General features: G+C 72.4%; 16 protein-coding genes. 11 read left to right on the forward strand and 5 right to left on the reverse strand.

Translation table 11 applies throughout. The features are described from left to right. Window positions 1–41: 41 nt before the first annotated feature. Window positions 42–404: a hypothetical protein gene (locus HB662_RS10260; RefSeq protein WP_168049640.1), complete on the reverse strand. Its 363-nt coding sequence runs from the start codon at window positions 402–404 to the stop codon at window positions 42–44. Window positions 405–658: 254 nt separating this feature from the next. Here HB662_RS10260 and HB662_RS10265 point away from each other — a divergent pair, with 254 nt between their 5' ends. From HB662_RS10265 to HB662_RS10275, 3 genes are read left to right on the forward strand one after another with little or no spacing between them, the layout of a single operon-like run. After that, window positions 659–1,924, forward strand: coding sequence for a glutamate-5-semialdehyde dehydrogenase (locus HB662_RS10265; protein ID WP_168049641.1), 1,266 nt, complete (start codon window positions 659–661; stop codon window positions 1,922–1,924). A gap of 19 nt (window positions 1,925–1,943) precedes the next feature. Then, complete coding sequence (locus tag HB662_RS10270) at window positions 1,944–2,807, forward strand: 2-keto-4-pentenoate hydratase (protein ID WP_168049420.1); 864 nt, start codon at window positions 1,944–1,946, stop codon at window positions 2,805–2,807. Then, window positions 2,804–3,406: a nicotinate-nucleotide adenylyltransferase gene (locus HB662_RS10275; RefSeq protein ID WP_168049642.1), complete on the forward strand. Its 603-nt coding sequence runs from the start codon at window positions 2,804–2,806 to the stop codon at window positions 3,404–3,406. Before HB662_RS10270 ends, HB662_RS10275 begins: the two co-directional genes overlap by 4 nt. Before the next feature lie 14 nt (window positions 3,407–3,420). On the opposite strand, the gene HB662_RS29690 is transcribed toward HB662_RS10275, so the two are convergent. Continuing rightward, window positions 3,421–4,266, reverse strand: a complete 846-nt coding sequence (locus HB662_RS29690; RefSeq protein WP_168049421.1) for a hypothetical protein — start codon at window positions 4,264–4,266, stop codon at window positions 3,421–3,423. 31 nt (window positions 4,267–4,297) lie between these two features. Here HB662_RS29690 and rsfS point away from each other — a divergent pair, with 31 nt between their 5' ends. From rsfS to HB662_RS10300, 4 genes are all read left to right on the forward strand, one after another. After that, the gene (rsfS, locus tag HB662_RS10285; protein WP_342449483.1) at window positions 4,298–5,092 is read left to right on the forward strand and encodes a ribosome silencing factor; all 795 of its coding nucleotides are present in this window, start codon (window positions 4,298–4,300) and stop codon (window positions 5,090–5,092) included. After that, complete coding sequence (locus HB662_RS10290; RefSeq protein ID WP_168049643.1) at window positions 5,043–5,558, forward strand: 23S rRNA (pseudouridine(1915)-N(3))-methyltransferase RlmH; 516 nt, start codon at window positions 5,043–5,045, stop codon at window positions 5,556–5,558. The genes rsfS and HB662_RS10290 overlap by 50 nt, the downstream gene beginning before the upstream one ends. A gap of 31 nt (window positions 5,559–5,589) precedes the next feature. Further along, a complete protein-coding gene (locus HB662_RS10295) occupies window positions 5,590–6,261 on the forward strand; it encodes an NnrU family protein (RefSeq protein ID WP_168049644.1) in 672 nt (223 codons plus the stop codon). 104 nt (window positions 6,262–6,365) lie between these two features. Beyond that, window positions 6,366–7,226, forward strand: coding sequence for an ion transporter (locus tag HB662_RS10300; RefSeq protein WP_168049645.1), 861 nt, complete (start codon window positions 6,366–6,368; stop codon window positions 7,224–7,226). A 243-nt stretch (window positions 7,227–7,469) separates the two neighbouring features. Here HB662_RS10300 and HB662_RS10305 read toward each other — a convergent pair whose 3' ends face one another. Next, the gene (locus HB662_RS10305) at window positions 7,470–8,552 is read right to left on the reverse strand and encodes an alpha/beta hydrolase (RefSeq protein ID WP_168049646.1); all 1,083 of its coding nucleotides are present in this window, start codon (window positions 8,550–8,552) and stop codon (window positions 7,470–7,472) included. A gap of 118 nt (window positions 8,553–8,670) precedes the next feature. Between HB662_RS10305 and gpmI the strand changes: the two genes are divergently transcribed. Then, the gene (gpmI, locus tag HB662_RS10310) at window positions 8,671–10,197 is read left to right on the forward strand and encodes a 2,3-bisphosphoglycerate-independent phosphoglycerate mutase (RefSeq protein WP_209443218.1); all 1,527 of its coding nucleotides are present in this window, start codon (window positions 8,671–8,673) and stop codon (window positions 10,195–10,197) included. Window positions 10,198–10,254: 57 nt separating this feature from the next. Here gpmI and HB662_RS10315 read toward each other — a convergent pair whose 3' ends face one another. After that, window positions 10,255–10,509 carry a chaperone modulator CbpM gene (locus HB662_RS10315; protein WP_168049647.1) on the reverse strand — a complete coding sequence of 85 codons (255 nt, stop codon included), beginning with the start codon at window positions 10,507–10,509 and terminating at the stop codon, window positions 10,255–10,257. Continuing rightward, on the reverse strand, window positions 10,506–11,426 hold the full coding sequence (locus HB662_RS10320; protein WP_168049648.1) for a DnaJ C-terminal domain-containing protein: 921 nt from the start codon (window positions 11,424–11,426) through the stop codon (window positions 10,506–10,508). The genes HB662_RS10315 and HB662_RS10320 overlap by 4 nt, the downstream gene beginning before the upstream one ends. A gap of 189 nt (window positions 11,427–11,615) precedes the next feature. Here HB662_RS10320 and HB662_RS10325 point away from each other — a divergent pair, with 189 nt between their 5' ends. The 3 genes from HB662_RS10325 to HB662_RS29925 all read left to right on the forward strand — a co-directional run bounded on the left by HB662_RS10325 (window position 11,616) and on the right by HB662_RS29925 (window position 16,031). Continuing rightward, a complete protein-coding gene (locus HB662_RS10325) occupies window positions 11,616–12,866 on the forward strand; it encodes a murein hydrolase activator EnvC family protein (RefSeq protein ID WP_168049649.1) in 1,251 nt (416 codons plus the stop codon). Between the two features lie 207 nt (window positions 12,867–13,073). Beyond that, complete coding sequence (locus HB662_RS10330; RefSeq protein WP_168049650.1) at window positions 13,074–14,456, forward strand: S41 family peptidase; 1,383 nt, start codon at window positions 13,074–13,076, stop codon at window positions 14,454–14,456. A gap of 75 nt (window positions 14,457–14,531) precedes the next feature. After that, window positions 14,532–16,031, forward strand: coding sequence for a divergent polysaccharide deacetylase family protein (locus tag HB662_RS29925; protein WP_168049651.1), 1,500 nt, complete (start codon window positions 14,532–14,534; stop codon window positions 16,029–16,031). Window positions 16,032–16,035 lie beyond the last annotated feature (4 nt).

Consider the following 16,035-nt stretch of genomic DNA (forward strand, 5'->3'; position numbering starts at 1 on the left):
GGCGGCGCGGGGGCGCCTGCCTGGCCGGAAATGCTGCGGGTTCAGCCGCCGGTGACGTCGAAGCCACCGGCCAGGCCGGTTGCCGGGGCGGAGCCGGCCGGAACCCAGGCGGTTTCGACGTTCTCGCCCGAGCCGACCGTCACCGGCTGCAGGCCCGGCCGCGGCGCCTGGGCGAAGCGCGGCTCCAGGTGACGCAGCTGCACGTCATTGCCCGAAGCCTCGAATGTGGCCACGGCGCCGCCGCCGACAGTGTTCTGCGTGTCAGTTGGCGCATAGACCACGGAAGCATTCTCACCAGTCCCGACCACGCGGGGGTAAGAAACGTCGTTCGCCAGGGCCGGCACGGCGAAGCTCAGGGCTCCGGCGGCAAGCAGCGCGGTGGCGATGCGATTGAAGGGGTTCATCTGCGTATCCTTAACTCGTCTCTGCCGTGGTACCGACTTCGTTGGCGTCGGCCCCGGCGTTACGCAGCAGATAGTCCCCGGGTGCTTTTTTCCCCAATCGGCATGACGCATCGTCGCCATAAGGCTATATGATGACACGGCCGCGCGAGCCCGCTTGAATGCAGCCCGGTTACAACCACCTCCGCGGCAGGTTACCGCAGGTTGCTTCCCTCCCCGCCGGCCGCGCGCTACCTCTCGGGCGAGGAGAAACCGCCATGACCGCCCTCGCCGACGAGGTTGCCCGCCTGCTCGACACCGCTGCCCGCGCCGCACGCGACGCCGCGCGGGTGCTCGCCACGGCGCCGCGACCGCAGCGGGATGAAGCGCTGATGCAGGCCGCCGCCGCGCTGCGCGCACGGGCGGATGTGGTGCTGGCGGCGAATGCCGAGGACCTTGCCGCCGCGCCCGACCTGTCCGCCGCCTTCCGCGACCGCCTGGCGCTGACGCCGGCGCGGGTGGAGGCGATGGCCTGCGCGGTGGAGGAAGTGGCCGCGCTGCCCGATCCGGTCGGCCGCGTGCTGGCAGAATGGACGCGGCCGAACGGCCTGGTGATCCGCCGCGTGGCGCAGCCGCTCGGCGTGATCGGCATGATCTATGAAAGCCGCCCGAATGTCGGCGCCGATGCCGCGTCGCTGTGCCTGAAGGCGGGCAGCGCCGTGATCCTGCGCGGCGGCAAGGAATCGCTGCGCAGCGCGGCCGCGATCCATGGCTGCATGGTGGCCGGGCTGCGCGCGGCCGGGCTGCCGGAGGCCGCGGTGCAGGTGGCACCCACCGCCGACCGCGCCTTCGTCGCCGCCATGCTGCGCGCCGCCGGGCTGATCGACCTGATCATCCCGCGCGGCGGCAAGGGCCTGGTGCAGCGGGTGCAGGAGGAAGCGCGCGTGCCGGTGCTCGCCCATGCCGAGGGCCTCTGCCACACCTACATCCACGCAGCCGCCGACCCGGCCATGGCGCGCAGCATCCTGGCCAATGCCAAGATGCGGCGCACCGGCGTCTGTGGCGCGACGGAGACTCTGCTGATCGATGCCGCCATCGCGCCCGGCCTGCTGCCGTTGCTGGTGGCGGATCTGCGCGCGCTCGGCTGCGATTTCCGCGCCGAGGATCGCGCACGCGCCATCCTGCCGGATCTGCCGGCCGCCACCGAGGCGGATTTCGCCACCGAATGGCTGGACTCCATCCTGTCCGTGAAGGTGGTCGACGGCGTCGATGCGGCGCTGGACCACATCGCCCGCTTCGGCAGCGAGCACACGGAGGCGATCATCACGCAGGATGATGCCGTGGCCGCGGATTTCCTGGCCCGGCTGTCCTCGGCCGTCGGCATCCACAATGCCTCGACGCAGTTCTGCGACGGCGGCGAATTCGGCTTCGGCGCGGAGATCGGGATCGCCACCGGGCGGCTGCATGCGCGGGGCCCGGTCGGGCCGGAGCAGCTTTGCACCTTCCGCTACCAGGTGATGGGGACCGGACAGACCCGGCCCTGAGGCAAGGGATTCCAGCGCCATGAACGCCAAAGCCGCCATTGCCGCCGCCGCGCTGGCCGTGCTCGCCAGCCCCGCCGCCGCCGCCTGCCCGGAGGCGCCGGAGGTGGCGCGCCTGGCCGCCGCCATACTGGAACGCCGCGCCGCGCCGCTGCCGCCGCCGGGCATGTCGCTGGCCGATGCCGTCTGCGCCCGGGACCGGCTGGTGGCGGCGCTGGCGCAGCCCTGGGGCGACCGGATCGGCTGGAAGGTGGGGCTGACCAACCCGGCGGCGCAGGCCCGCTTCGGCGTGCCGCATCCGGTGGCCGGGGCGATCTTCCACGGCACCATCCGCGCCCGCTCCGGCGCTGAGATCCCGGCCGGCTTCGGCATCATCCCCGTGGTGGAAAGCGACCTGCTGGTGCGGGTGCGGGATGAGGGGGTGAACGAGGCGGGTGACGATCCCGTCGCGCTGCTGCGCCACCTGGATGCGGTGATCCCTTTCCTGGAACTGCCGGACCTGGTGCATGGCGCCGGCACGCCCTGGTCCGGCCCGCTGCTGGTTTCGATCAATGTCGGCGCCCGGCTGGGCGTGGTGGGGGAGGAGATTCCGGTGCAGGCCACGGCCGAATTCGCCGCCCGCCTGGCCGCGATGGAAGTGGCGCTGACCGATGATGGGCGGGAGGTGGCGCGCGCCCCGGGCCGCGCCCTGCTCGGCCATCCGCTCGCCGCGCTGGCCTGGCTGGTGGAGGATCTGCGCGCCCAGGGGCGGCGGCTGCGCGCCGGGGAATATGTCTCGCTCGGCGGCTTCTCACCGGCGCTGCCGGTCCAGGCGGGGCATGACTACACCGCGACCTATACCGGGTTGGTCGCGGCGCCGGTTGCGGTGACCGTGCGCATCAGATGACGCTGAACCCGCGGGGTGACCGCAGGCGCCGGCGCATCGGGCTGCTCGGCGGCAGCTTCAATCCCGCACATGACGGGCATCGCCATGTGGCGGAGCAGGTACGCCGGGCCCTGCGGCTGGACGAGGTCTGGCTGATGGTCTCGCCCGGCAATCCGCTGAAGCCGCGACGCGGCATGGCACCCTTCGCCGCGCGCCTGGCTTCGGCGCGGGCCATCGCCGATGGCTGGCGGATCCGCGCGACGGGAATCGAGGCGGCGCTCGGCACCCGCTACAGCATCCATACGCTGGCGGCGCTGCGGCAGCGCTTTCCGCGGGCGCGCTTCGTGCTGGTGATTGGCGCGGATAATCTTTGCCAGCTGCCGCGCTGGAAATCCTGGGCGGCGATCGCCGCGACGACGCCGATCGCGGTACTGCCGCGGCCGGGCTGGACGCGCCAGGCGCTGGCCGGGAAGGCGGCGCATCGGCTGGCGCGGCACCGCAGGCGGCCCGCTGCGTTGCTGTGCGGCGGGGGTTCCGTACATGCGCCCTGGTGCTTCGTGCCGGCGGCCGAGCATGCGGCCTCCGCCACGGCGATCAGGGCCGCGATGCAGGCGGCATGACGCCGCGCGTTGTGCTACAGCCTGCTGCAATGCATTCGTGGAGAGGAGGCGGCCATCGCCCGCAAACCGAAAACCCCTGAGACGCCGGACGTGGAAACTGTGACGCCGCGCCCGCGCGCTGTCGCCGCACGCACGACCACGGCCACCCGCACGGCAAAGCCGAAGGCCGCTGCGAAGCCTGCTGCGAAGCCTGCTGCGAAGCCGAAGGCTGCCGCGAAGCCCGCTGCCAAGCCAAAGGCCGCTGCGAAGCCCGCCGCAAAGCCGAAGGCCGCTGCGAAGGCCGTTGCCAAGCCGAAGGCCGCTGCGAAGCCCGCTGCAAAGCCGAAGGCCGCTGCGAAGCCCGCTGCAAAGCCGAGGGCCGCTGCGAAGCCCGCCGCAAAGCCGAAGGCCGCTGCGAAGCCCGCCGCAAAGCCCAAGGCCGCTGCGAAATCCGCCGCCAAGCCGAAGACCGCTGCGAAGGCCGTCGCCAAGCCGAAGGCTGCCGCGAAGCCCGCCGCAAAGCCGAAGGCTGCCGCGAAGGCCGTCGCCAAGCCTAAGGCTGCCGCGAAGCCCGCCGCCAAGCCTAAGGCTGCCGCGAAGCCCGCCGCAAAGCCAAAGGCTGCCGCGAAGGCCGTCGCCAAGCCTAAGGCTGCCGCGAAGCCCGTCGCCAAGCCTAAGGCTGCCGCGAAGCCCGCCGCCAAGCCTAAGGCCGCTGCGAAGCCCGCAGCAAAGCCGAAGGCCGCTGCGAAGCCCGCCGTCAAGCCGAAGGCCGCTGCGAAGTCCGCCGCGAAGCCCAAGGCTGCCGCGAAGCCCGCCGCCAAGCCGAAGGCCGCTGCGAAGTCCGCCGCGAAGCCCGCAGCAAAGCCGCGCGCCAGCCGCAAGGCCGAGCCTGTGGCGCCGGAGGCGGCACCGGTGAAGCAGCGGCGTGCGCGCAAGCCGGCCGCGGACACCGCCACGGATGCACCCGCCGAGGCACTCGCCGCGCCCATGCCGGCCGAGGCCGCGCAGCCGGCCAAGCTCCGCGCGCCGCGCAAGGCGAAGGCCGAGCAACCCGCTGCCCCGGACACCGACTCCGGCACCGAAGCTGGCACGGAATCTGGTGCGGACAGCCTGCCTGAGGCCGAGCCGGCCCCGCCCGCCAAGCGTCGCGCCACGCGCAAGCCCAAGGCGAACGCCGTTGCGCCGGCCGAAGGCGAGGACGAGGCAGCCGCGCCGTCGGCCGAGGAAGCGGCGGCACCCGCCACCGCCCCGCGCCCGCGCCGTGCGGAACGCCAGAAGGTGGAGCCCGCGCTGCTGGACCGGCTGGTCGCCGCCGCGCAGGAAAGCCTCGACGCCGACAAGGCGGAGGACATCGTCGTGCTGGATGTCACCGGCCGCGCCGACTACGCCGACTGCCTGGTGATCGCCACCGCGCTGGCCGACCGGCAGATGCAGGCCATGGCCTCGCATCTGGAGGACGCCTTCGAGAAGGAAGGCCTCAAGCTGCGCCGCGATGCCACCCAGGCCTCCCCGGACTGGGTGCTGATCGACGCCGGCGACCTGGTGGTCCACCTGTTCAAGCCCGAAGCCCGCACCTTGTACGGGCTGGAGCGGATGTGGGGCCCCGACAGCCCCGCCGCGACGGTGGATGAGGAGGAAGACCGCACCCCGCTGCCCGATGACGGCTCCGTGCCCGAGCCTGGCATCGAGGAAGACGACGACGAGTAGGGGCCCACGCCTCATCGCCATCGGGCGGATGAAGCCGGGGCCGGAACGCGCGCTGTTCGAACAGCATGCGGCCCGGCTCCGGCCCGCTTTGGCGGTGACCGAATTGCCGGAGGCGCAGGGCGCCAACCCGGCGGAGATCCGCCGGCGGGAAGGCGCGGCACTGCTCGCCGCGCTGCCGGAGGCGGCCTTCGTCGTGGCCCTCGACCTCGGCGGCACGGCGCCGACGACCGAGGCGCTGGCCGCCCTCGTCACCCGATGGGACGAGGCCGCCCGCCCGGTCTGCTACCTGATCGGCGGGACGGAGGGGCTGGACCAGGCGGTGCTGGACCGCGCCGATCATCGCCTGTCCCTCGGCAAGCTGACCTGGCCGCATTTCCTGGTGCGCGGCCTGCTGGCCGAACAATTGTTCCGCGTGCAGGCGATCCGCACAAACCACCCCTACCATCGGGCGTGGCGCCCTGCTTGAGTGCGCCGGCAATCGCCGGAGCGCCTGCGCCATGACCCTGCTGATCCTCGCCGCCCTGCTCTGGGTGGGTGTCCATGTCGGCATCTCCGGCACCGCGCTGCGCGGCCGCGTGGTCGCCGCGGTGGGGGAGAGGGCCTTCATGATCGGCTTCTCCCTTACCTCTGTCGTTTCCATCATCCTGCTGGTGATGGCCTGGCGCGCGGCGGAGACGACGCCGCTGTGGTTCGCCGGCCCCGGGCTGCGCTGGGTCCTGGCCGTGCTGATGCTGCCGGCCCTGGTGCTGTTCATGGCCAGCCACAAGCGCAACCCCACCGCGGTCGGCGGCAAGGGGCTGGGGGAGGAGCCGCGCGGCATCCAGCGCATCACCCGCCACCCCATGCTGTGGTCCTTCGCGCTGTGGGCCGGCATCCACATCCTCGGCAATGGCGACACCGCCTCCCTGGTGTTCTTCGGCGCCTTCCTGGTGACGGCGCTGGCGGGCATGCCGTCCATCGACGCCAAGCTGGCGGCGCGGCACCCGGAAAGCTGGCCGGGCTTCGCCGCGCGCACCTCCATCATCCCCTTCGCCGCCATCGCCACCGGGCGGAACCACCTGGTGCTGCGCGAAATCGGGCTGATGCCGCCGCTGGTGGGGCTGCTGCTATGGGCGGCGCTGCTGCACTTCCACCGCGCCATCTTCGGCGTGCCGGCAATTCTCATGTAACCGTTCCGAGGGCTTGAATGCGGCGCGGGGAAACGCCATTCCCTGCGCCGCCCACAGGGAACCTCCAGAGGTTCCCTGCGCCACCGAAACGGAACCTCTGATCGATGCAGGAAGTCATGACGCCGGCCGATGCCGGCGCCTCGCCACGCGCGCGTGCCGCCCGCCTTGTCCTTACGCCGCTGTTCCAGAAGGTGGTGATCGGGCTGATCATCCTGAACGCCATCACCCTGGGCCTGGAGACCTCCGACAGCATCATGGCGCAGTGGGGCGGCCTGCTGCATGTGGTGGATACCGCGCTGCTGTGGATCTTCACCGCGGAGATCGCCTTCCGCATCTACGCCTTCCGCGGCCGCTTCTTCCGCGATCCCTGGGGGCTGTTCGACATCATCGTCGTCGCCATCGCCTGGGCACCCGCCACCGGCGCGCTGTCCGTATTGCGGGCCCTGCGGGTGCTGCGCGTGCTGCGGCTGATCTCCGCCGTGCCGTCGATGCGCCATGTGGTGGAGGCGATGCTGGCGGCGCTTCCCGGCATGGGCAGCATCGTGCTGCTGATGGGGCTGATCTTCTACGTCTTCGGCGTGATGGCGACCAAGCTGTATGGCGACATCCTGCCGGAGCGCTTCGGCTCGCTCGGCCTCACGCTCTACACCCTGTTCCAGATGATGACGCTGGAGAGCTGGTCCGAGGCCAATGTCCGGCCGATCCTGGCGGTGCAGCCGCTGGCCTGGATGTTCTTCGTGCCCTTCATTCTGATCGCGACCTTCGTCGTGCTGAACCTGTTCATCGGCGTGATCGTGGACAGCATCCAGACGCTGCGCGCCCAGCGCGAGAGCGCCGATGTCGCGGCGACCCAGGCCGCCGCAGATGCCGTGCGCAGCGAGGCGCATGCGGACAACCAGATGCTGCTGGCCGAGATCCGCGCGCTGCGGGCGGAGATGGCGGAGCTGCGCGCCCGTTCCGGCTGAAGCGCGTTCATGCCAAATCCCATTGATGGGAACCTGCGCCCGCCGAATGGCGGGCGAGCGGCCGCATGGCCGTCGCGCCAGGTGGCGCTTAGCCAAGCCGGCGGATGCCGGCGCCGTCACGCCTTTTGGCGTGCCTGCGGCACGACTGAGGCCTTTTGGCGTGCCTGCGGCACGACTGAGGCCTTTTGGCGTGCCTGCGGCACGACTGAGGCGGTGATCGGTCACGATCACCGGGATCTGGTATCAGCCCTTGCGGCGCGCCCGCGGCACCAGCCGGAAGGCCCGTGCCGCGGCGGCAAAGACGCGCTGCTTCACCTGGTCCGGCGGCAGGCCGGCGAGCACCGCCTGCACATCCTCCACCACCTCCCGCCGCGACCGGTAGTATTGGTGGTTGGCATCCGTCAGCCCGTCGATATCGGACACCGCCGCGCAATCCACCAGCACCACCTTGCGCGGCAGGTCGGTCAGCGTGCGCGGGCCGGCCTGGCCCAGCCGGTCCGGATTGCCCTTGCTGATGTCGCTGATGCCGAGCGCCGCGTCATTCGCCGCGAAATACACATGCACCGCCGCCGCCAGCTCCGGCAGCCGCGCGAATTTGTGCGGCAGTTCGAAGGCGTCGTCATCCTCATCCGCCGCCATCAGGAAGATGTTCTCGAACAGCCGCGGCATGCCGCCCGGCTTGAAGTCCCGCGCGAAGGATTGCACCGCGTGGCGCAGCACGTAGTTGCCCATGGAATGCGCCATCAGGTGCATCCGCCGGCCACAGGCCAGTTCCGGCGGCAGGTGGCGGAAATAATCGATGATCCGGCGCAGCGAACGGGCGATCGCCTCCCGCGACGCCTCGGCATCGGTGCGGTCGTTGAAATAGGCCAGCTTGAACAGCTCGGTGCCATCCGGCACCAGGGTCCGGCCATCCGTCGGCCAGGCGAAGACCGCGACCTCGATCGGGCGCGCCGCGGTGCCATAGACCTCCCGCAGATGCGCGGCGCGTTCCAGGCTGTCCTGGAAGCTGCAGCCGAAGCCGTGCAGCAGGATCAGTAGATCCGCCCCGGTGGCGCGCAGCCGGTCGCGCAGCGCGTCGAAGATGGTGTCGGAGCCACGGATCACCGGCGCATCCGGCGCGGCGCCCAGGCCGGGGATCGATTCCGCGGCCACCGAGACGGATACCAGGCGGTATCGGCCATTCAGCCGGTCCTTCGGCACCGCCACCTGGGCCGCGCCGTAGCGCACGCAATAGGGGCCGTCCGGATTGTACTGGTTGCCGAAGCCGAAGGCCTCATCCACGTCCAGGTTGCGGTTGGTGGCGAAGTACACGGTGGTTTCCATAGTGCATCCCCCCTGCTCCACCGATGATCGTAACAAACCAATGCCCCTGGCCGCAGCGTTTCTTTCCATGACGATCTTGCTGTAGAGCCAGCCCGACCACCGCCGAGGACCATGCCCGATGCCCGCACCCGCCCACCGCCCCGTCATGCTCGCGATCCTGGATGGCTGGGGCTGGCGGGAGGAAGCGGCGGATAATGCGGTGGTGCAGGCGAACACCCCGGTCTTCGACGCGCTGTGGCAGGCAGGCCCGCGCGCCTTCCTGTGCACCTCCGGCCGCGATGTCGGGCTGCCGGAGGGTCAGATGGGCAATTCCGAGGTGGGCCACCTGAACATCGGCGCCGGCCGCGTGGTGATGCAGGACCTGGTCCGCATCGATGCCGCCTGCGCCGACGGCTCCATCGCCACCCTGCCCGCCTTCACCCGCCTGGTGGCACGCACGAAGGAGGCCGGCGGCGTGCTGCACCTGATGGGGCTGCTGTCCGAGGGCGGCGTGCACAGCCACCAGGACCATGCGCTGGCGCTGGCCCGGGCCGCGGTGGCGGCGGGGCTGCAGGTGCGGGTGCATGGCTGGACCGATGGCCGCGACACCGCCCCCAAATCCGCCCCCCACTTCATCGGGAAATTCGAGGCCGCGCTGCCCGAGGGCGCGCGCATCGCGACCATCTGCGGCCGCTACTTCGCCATGGACCGCGACAATCGCTGGGAAAGGGTGCGCCAGGCGCATGACGTGATGGTGCTGGCCAAGGGCGCCCGCTTCGCCACGGCGCAGGCGGCGATCGCCGCGGGCCATGCGGCGGGCAAGACGGATGAATTCCTGCCCGCCAGCGTCATCGGCGATTTCGCCGGCATGCAGCACGGCGACGGGCTGCTGTGCTTCAACTACCGCGCGGACCGGGTGCGGGAGATCATGGCATCCCTGGTCGATCCCGCCTTCGCCGGCTTCGAGGCCGACCCCACCATCCGCTTTTCCGCCACCGCGAGCATGACGGAATACAGCAGCGCCCTGGCGCCCTTCCTGCCGGCGCTGTTCCCGCCGCAATCGATGGAGGACATCCTCGGCGCTGTCGTCTCCGCCGCCGGGCTGACCCAGCTGCACATGGCGGAGACGGAGAAGTACCCGCACGTCACCTACTTCCTGAATGGCGGGGAGGAGACACCCTATCCCGGCGAGGACCGCATCATGGTCGCCTCCCCCAAGGTCGCGACCTACGATCTGCAGCCGGAGATGTCGGCGCCGGAGCTGACCGACAAATGCGTTGCGGCGATCGAATCCGGGAAGTACGACCTGATCGTGCTGAACTTCGCCAATGCGGACATGGTGGGCCACAGCGGCAGCCTGGCCGCCGCCATCAAGGCCTGCGAGGCGGTGGACCAGGGCCTTGGCCGCATCGCGCAGGCGATCCGCGCCGCCGGCGGCCGGCTGCTGGTCACCGCGGACCATGGCAATGCGGAGCTGATGCGCGACCCGGTGACGGGCGGACCGCATACCGCGCACACCACCAACCCGGTGCCGGTACTGCTGATGAATGCGCCGCAGGGGACGACGCTGGCCGATGGCCGCCTGGCGGATATCGCGCCGACGCTGCTGGCGCTGCTCGGCGTGGCGCAGCCGGCGGCGATGACGGGGCGGTCGCTGCTGCGGTAGCGCGGGCTGCCCCCCGCCCAACCCTCCCCCGCAAGCGGGTTGAGGGCCTGCGGGTGGTCAGCCTTCGCCGAGGCGGCGGCGCAGCGCGTAGATCTGGTCCAGCAGGGACAGCACGAGGGCCAGAGGCTCCTCCTCCAGCGCCAGCGTCTCGCGCAGGTCCAGGATCAGGCCGATTCGCGCCACGTCGATCTCCTGGAAGACCAGGGCCTCGCCTTCCGCATCGGCGCGGACATAGCCGGCGGCGACCCAGCCGCGCAGTTCCTCCGGCGCCAGGCCCTGGAAGCGTGCGCAGACCAGCTCCAGCGTCATCATGGCGTGGCCTCCCCCATCGCCTCCCGCGGGTTCTGCGGGTGTTCCGGCTTCCAGTCGCGCAGGAAGGCCTCCAGCGCCGCATCCGGCTTGCCCACCATTACCCGGAGCGTCAGCAACAGGTCACCGGCCGCGCGGTTGCCTTCCGCCGCCACGCCCTTGCCGCGCAGCCGCACCACCCGGCCGGTATCGCTGCCCGCCGGCAGGGTGACGCGCAGCGGGCCGGTGGGGGCGGGCACCGTGACAGGGCCACCCAGCACCGCCTCCCGCAGCGTCACCGGCAGGTCCAGGTGCAGGTCGAAGCCTTCGCGGCGGTACAGCGGGTGGTCGGCCACCTCCAGCTCGATCACCGCATTGCCGGGCGGCCCGCCATTACGCCCCGGCCCGCCCTGGCCGCGCAGCCGCAGCGACTGGCCGCTGACCACGCCGGGCGGGATCCGCACGCTCAGCTGGCGGCCATCCGGCAGCACCAGCTGTTCCGTGGCGCCCAGCACGGCGGACAGGAACGGCACGCGGAGCTGGTAGGCCATGTCCCGCCCCGGCCGCGGCGCCGATTCGGCGGCCCGCTGCCGGGCGAACAGGTCGGCGAAGACATCGCCGAAATCGCCGAGATCGACATTCGGATCGTAGCGCCCGCCCGAAGCGGCATCCGCATGGCGCCGCCAGCCGCCGGCCGGGCGCGGCGGCGGCATCTCCTGCCCCTCGGCGTCGATCTCGCCGCGGTCGAAGCGGGCCCGGCGGTCCGGGTCCGAGAGCAGGTCATGCGCCGACGAGGCGGCCTTGAAGCGCGCCTCCGCCTCCGGCTTGCCGGGGTTGAGGTCCGGGTGGTTCTGCCGCGCCAGCTTGCGGTAGGCTTTCTTGATCGCCTCCGGCGTCGCGTCGCGGGCAACGCCCAGGACCTTGTACGGATCCTCTGCCATGCAGCCCTCTCGCGGGGCGCAGATGCCCCTTCTGGTGACATGGCAGCACGCGGCCCGCGCGCCAAGCCATCCGCGCTTGTCCCCGCGCGGGACAGGGGTCTATGCAGCGCGGGGGTGCAGGGCTTGAAGGCTTCGAGAGTCGATCCGTTCCGGGCTGGCGCATGGCGCGCGGCGGGGATGCTTGCCCTGATGCTCGCCGCCCTGGCGGCCCCGGCCCCGGCCCAGGCGCAGGCGCAGGCGCAGGCGCAGGCGCAGCCCACCGCACGGGACCTGCAGGCGGCGGAGCAGGCCGCCGAACAGCGGCGCCAGGAAGCCGAGGCCGCCGCCGCCCGCGCCCGCGCCCTGGCGGAGGAGGAGGTGTCGCTGGCCGCCCGGCGGGTGGAACTCGCCGCCCTGGCCCAGGCGGCGGAGGCGGAGGTGCTGGACGTTTCCGAACGGCTTGAGGCGGCGCGTGCGGCCGGCGCCCGCGCCGCGCGCGAGATCGCCGACCGCGCCACCGCCATGCGCCCGCTGCTGCCGGTGATGCTGCGGATGTCGCTGTACCCGGCCGAGACCGTCCTCGCGATTCCGGGCGAGCCGGAGGATGCGCTGCGTGGCGCCCTGGTGCTGCGCGGCCTGATCCGCCGGCTGGAGGAGGAAGCCACCGCGCTGCGGGAAGCGCAGACCGCCGCGCAGCAGGCCGAATGGCTGGCGGCGCGGGAAGCGCTGGCGCTGGAGGCCGCCGAGCGCGCGGCGCGGGAGGCGGTGGCGGGGCTGGAGGCGGAGCTGGCCGCCGCGCGCACCCGGCGGGGCGATGCCGAAGCCGCGGAAGAACGCGCCGCCACCCAGGCGGCGGCGGCGGCCGCACGGGCCGGCGACCTGGCCGATGTGCTGGCGCGGCTGCAGCGCGACCGCCAGCGGCGTGAGGCCGCCGCCCGTGCCGATGCCGCCGCCCGCCAGGCCGAACAGGCACGCGCGGCGGCCGAAGCGGAGCGGGAGCAGAGGCTGGCGGAGCGGCAGCAAAGGCAGGCCCCGCAATCCACCCGCGACGCGCCGCAGCGCCAGGCCTCGGTGCCGGTGCCGTCCGGCGGCCGGGCGCTGCCGGTGGCGGGCCGCATCGCCACCGCCTGGGGCCAGGCCGCACCGGGCGGGCCGCATCGCGGGCTGACCTATGCCACGGCCGGCGGTGCGCGCGTGGTCTCGCCCTGCAATGGCCGGGCCGTCTATGCTGCGCCGTTCCGTTCCTTCGGGCTGTTGTTGATTGTGGATTGCGGAGGGGGTTACCATTTTGTGCTGGCGGGGATGGAGCGGCTAGACGCCTCGGCCGGGCAGCGGCTGCTGGCGGGAGAACCGATCGGCATCCTCGGCGGCACTGGCGCTTCCGGCGGTTCCCTATATGTGGAGTTGCGCCGCAATGGGCAGCCAGTGGACCCGCGACCGTGGTTTGCGGCGCGGGGGTAACCTTCGGGTCATCTCCTGAAGGCATGTTTGGTCAGGTCGGCGGCAAGCGTGGCCGCGACCCAAGGATCGGGTGGTCGCATGAGCGACGTGTCTGGGAACAAGGATGTGCGCCGGGATGGCAGGATGCCGAGCCGGGGTAGCGTGGCGGAACCGGTGGTAGGGCCGGTGGCCGAACGGGCGCCGGTATCGAGACGCCGGCGGCTGGGCATGGCGGGCGCCGTCGGCGCGGCCTTCCTGGCCGGCGCGGTGGTCGGCCCGATGGTGGCCGTGCCGGGCATCCAGGCCTGGGCGCAGGAGGGTGGCCGGGCTGAGACCTACCGGCTGCTCAACCTGTTCGGCGACGTGTTCGAGCGCGTCCGCGCCGAATATGTCGAACCCGTCACCGATCGGGACGTCATCGAGAATGCCATCAACGGCATGCTCCAGGGCCTCGACCCGCATTCCTCCTACATGAACCCGCGCAGCTTCCGGGACATGCAGGTGCAGACCCGCGGCGAGTTCGGCGGCCTCGGCATCGAGGTGACGCAGGAAAACGGCTATGTGAAGGTGATCAGCCCGATCGACGAGACGCCGGCCTTCCGGGCCGGCATCAAGCCGGGCGACCTGATCACCCACCTGAACGGCGAATCCACCCAGGGCCTGTCGCTGCAGGATGCGGTGGAGCAGATGCGCGGCGAACGCGGCAGCACCATCCGCCTGACCATCCGGCGCGAAGGCGAAGCCCGGCCGCTGGAAATCTCCCTGACCCGGGACGTGATCCGGCCGCAGGTGGCGCGCTTCCGGCTGGAAGGCAACGACATCGCCTATATCCGCCTGTCCTCCTTCAACGAGCGCACCGAATCCGCGCTCCGCAACGCCATGAGCACCATGCGGAACCAGGCCGGCAGCAATCTGCGCGGCCTGGTGCTGGACCTGCGGAACAATCCGGGCGGCCTGCTCGACCAGGCGGTGCAGGTGACCGACGATTTCCTCGACCAGGGCGAGATCGTCTCCACCCGCGCCCGCCGGCCGGAAGATGCGCAGCGCTGGAACGCCCGCCCGGGCGACATCGCGCAGGGGCTGCCGATTGTCGTGCTGGTCAACTCCGGCTCCGCCAGCGCCTCGGAGATCGTCGCCGGTGCCTTGCAGGATCATCGCCGCGCCGTCGTCATGGGCGTGAAGTCCTTCGGCAAGGGCAGCGTGCAGACCGTCATGCCGATCCCCGGCAACGGCGCCATGCGGCTGACCACGGCGCGCTACTACACCCCCTCCGGCCGCTCCATCCAGGCGACCGGCATCCAGCCGGACATCGAGGTCCTGGCCTCCCGCGCCGACCCGACCGCCGCCACGCGCGAGCGGGACCGTGAGGCGGATCTGCGCCGGTCGCTGCGCAACGAACGCGACCGCAGCACGGAAGCCACGCCGCCGCCGCCGCTGCCGCCGCTGGAACTGCCCGCCGGGGTAGTGGAGCGGGTGGTGCGGGAACCTGCGGAAGGGGCGACCGCCTTCGACCCGACCAAGCCGGAAACCGACCACCAGCTGCAGCAGGCCCTGCAATTGCTGCGTGGCATGGCCGCGGCCCCGGCGCCGCAGCGGCGCGCCCAGCGGTGACCAGGCTGTGACAGCAGGCCGGCCCGGCGGCGGCGCGGATGAGGTGGCGGCGCAGCGGGCTGCGCCGTACCGGCGGTGACCAGCGCCTTCTCCCGGCGCCGGCTCGGGCTGTTCTGGGCGGTGCTGGTGCTGGGCCTCGGCGCTGGCGCCGCCACGCTGCAATGGCTCGGCCCACCCGCTGAGCCGATGCTGGCGGCCATTCCGGCGGAGCCGGCAGGGGGCGCCACACCGGCGGTGCCGGCGGGGACCAGCACACCGGCAGAGCCGGCGGGGGCCACCATTCCGGCGGAGCCGGCAGGGGCCAACATCCCGGCGGAGCCGATGCGGGCCGGCACACCGGCGGAGGCGGCGCAAGCCAATGCTCCGGCGGTGCCCGCCCAGCCGAACACGCCGGCAGAGCCAAGTCAGGCGACTGCCCCCGCGGCGCCGCTGGCAATGCAGCCGCCTGCGCCCGCCGTGCTGGCAGCAGCCACCCCTGCGAGCCTTCCCCCAGCCACACCGGCCGCGGCCGGCGCCCCCGCCGCCCCGCCGCCGCCGCCACTCGCCGGCCCGCAGACCGGCGCCACCCCGCCGGGTGCCAGGCCCGCCGCGGCGCGCGAAGCGGCGGACCCGGTAATCCCGCCGCCGGATCCGGAGATGCTCGAACGGTCCCGCCACGGGATGGTGCCGAAGCTGGGGCCGGATGGCCGTACCTCGATCCGCGCCTATGCCCGCGCCTTCGACCGGGACGCGGATCGCCGACCGAGGATCGGGCTGGTGATCGGCAATCTCGGCCTGTTCGCGCAGCATTCCGAGGAAGCCATCGCCCGCCTGCCCGGCGCCGTCACCCTCGCCTTCAGCCCCTACGCGCTGCGCCCCGAACCCCTGCTGGAACGGGCGCGGGCGCGCGGGATGGAGGTGCTGGTGGCGCTGCCGCTGGAGCCGGCGGGCTTTGGCCAGGACGCCGACCCGGGCGACCGCGCCCTGCTCACCAGTCTTTCGGCGGAGGAGAATCTGGAGCGGCTGGCTTGGGCGCTGTCCCGTATCCGCGGCCAGGTCGGCGCCATCGGTGCGCTCGGCCGGCTGCGCGGCGAACGCTTCGCGGCGAATACCGACATGCTGGGCATCATCCAGGCGGCGCTGACCTCGCGTGGCCTGCTGTACGTGGACCCGCGCCCCGGCGCCCCCACCCCGGCCCGCGCCTTCGGCCGCACCGTGGACCTGGTGCTCGACGATCCCTCCGAGACCCGCAGCGAGGTGGAGCGGCGGCTGGTGGAGCTGGAGGCGCTGGCCAGGCGCAACGGCTCCGCCCTCGGCCTGCTCGGCAACCCCGCGCCGTTCTTCACCGCCGCTATCCTCGCCTGGTCGGCCGGGCTGGATGAGCGGGGCGCGGTGCTGGTGCCGATCACGGTGCTACTGCGCCGGCCCGCATCGCCGGCGGCCCAGACGCCGGCTGGCGTCACGGTGTCCCAGACGCCGGCTGGCGTTACGGTGTCCCAGACGCCGGCTGGCGTTACGGAATTTCCGGCGCCGGCTGGCGTCCAGGCATCCCAGACGCCAGACACGGCAAGGCCGGGGTCGCAGGCGACGCGCTGAGCCG

It is taken from the genome of Falsiroseomonas frigidaquae (genome assembly GCF_012163145.1).
GTDB lineage: Bacteria > Pseudomonadota > Alphaproteobacteria > Acetobacterales > Acetobacteraceae > Falsiroseomonas > Falsiroseomonas frigidaquae.